The sequence below is a fragment of the Parabacteroides chinchillae genome (genome assembly GCF_900108035.1).
Taxonomy (GTDB): Bacteria; Bacteroidota; Bacteroidia; order Bacteroidales; family Tannerellaceae; genus Parabacteroides; species Parabacteroides chinchillae.
The window spans coordinates 1-1,336 of the sequence record NZ_FNVS01000037.1; the positions used below are offsets into that span (position 1 = coordinate 1).

Annotated in this window: 1 protein-coding gene; it reads right to left on the reverse strand. The window is 44.8% G+C overall.

Features of this window, described 5'->3' with window-relative positions; translation table 11 throughout:
• Nucleotides 1-67 precede the first annotated feature (67 nt).
• On the reverse strand, nucleotides 68-1,336 hold a 1,269-nt coding region (locus C4S38_RS15660), incomplete at its 5' end, for a Gfo/Idh/MocA family protein (RefSeq protein WP_103984483.1).

Below are 1,336 nucleotides of genomic sequence, written 5' to 3' on the forward strand. Positions count from 1 at the left end.
ACACCAAAGATCAATAATTCAGTGCGTTGCCTTTTTGTTGTTATTGTTATATTTAAGTCTCTCATAATTATGCATCAAATGAATAAGGTATTTTGTATTCTTCAGGAAACTCTATCACCGAACGTTCTTCCATTGCCTTATTGCCCAGCAAAGCCAGAACGGACGAATAATACGCTTCCTCAACCAGATTTGGTATCGGCTCGCCGGTGATGACTGATGAACAATAAGCCGATACAAGACCCTTTGAACCGTCATCTACTGTAGCGCCGGTAGTATTAGAGCCATCATGAGTCTGGATATGATCCATTATAGGTTCACCCTTTGTAGAGGAGGCCGTTTCCGGCACCCAACTCGGACCCGCGAACGAGATATTGTCGAACACCTTATGCTCTATCTGATTTATCAACTGCTGGATACCCGGAGCCGGTTTCGGGTTTTCCGTATACAACAAACCCTGAGCCAACTCCAATGTTCCTTCATGACCCAGAACCTGTTCATCCATACCGTAACGCTTATTCGAAATGATTGATTCGAAGGTCATACGCAAACCGTTTGGATAATGGTAGATCACGCTTACGCTATCATAAACCTCCCGGCCGTCTTTCCAATAAATGATATCGCCGAAGCCGGTGATGTAATCAGGCAACGAATGGTTGACCCAGGTGCCCATCTGCAACTGATGAGCGGCCAACTCCGTCATCAAACCGCCGGAAGATTCTTTATACAACCGCCAGTTTATCAGTTTTTCCAAGGATGGATCCGGAACAGGTCTGCGCCAATCATTATTTCTATACCAGAAGTTACGAAGACCGACGATTTGACCGATTGTTCCATTCTTTATTAATTCGATAGCCTTCAAATACTTCGGATCAAACAAACGCTGGATGCCGATATAAAGAACCTTACCCGATTCTTTATAAACATCATACATCTCCTTACACTGATCCATTGTCCGGGCCATAGACTTTTCGCAAAAAACATGTTTGCCGGCCTTCAAGCCTGCTATTGAAATAGGGGCATGCATGTTCAATGGAGTAGCTATTAAGATGCCATCCACATTCGGATCGGATATGGCCTGGTGGTAATCCTTATACAACTTTGCCTTGGGGTACTGTTTGGCTGCATTATCCAAATGAGGCTGATAAATATCACACAAAGCAACTACCTCTGCATGAGGTATCTGTAGCAGATGATTTATATGATACATACCTCTGGAGCCTGTTCCGATTACGGCGAGTCGTGCCTTTTGACCCTTCACCTGCTTCGCTCTTTCCTGAGCGAAGAGATGCAACTGAGGCAATGAAGACAACAATAGGCCGCTACCGCCGATTGTACC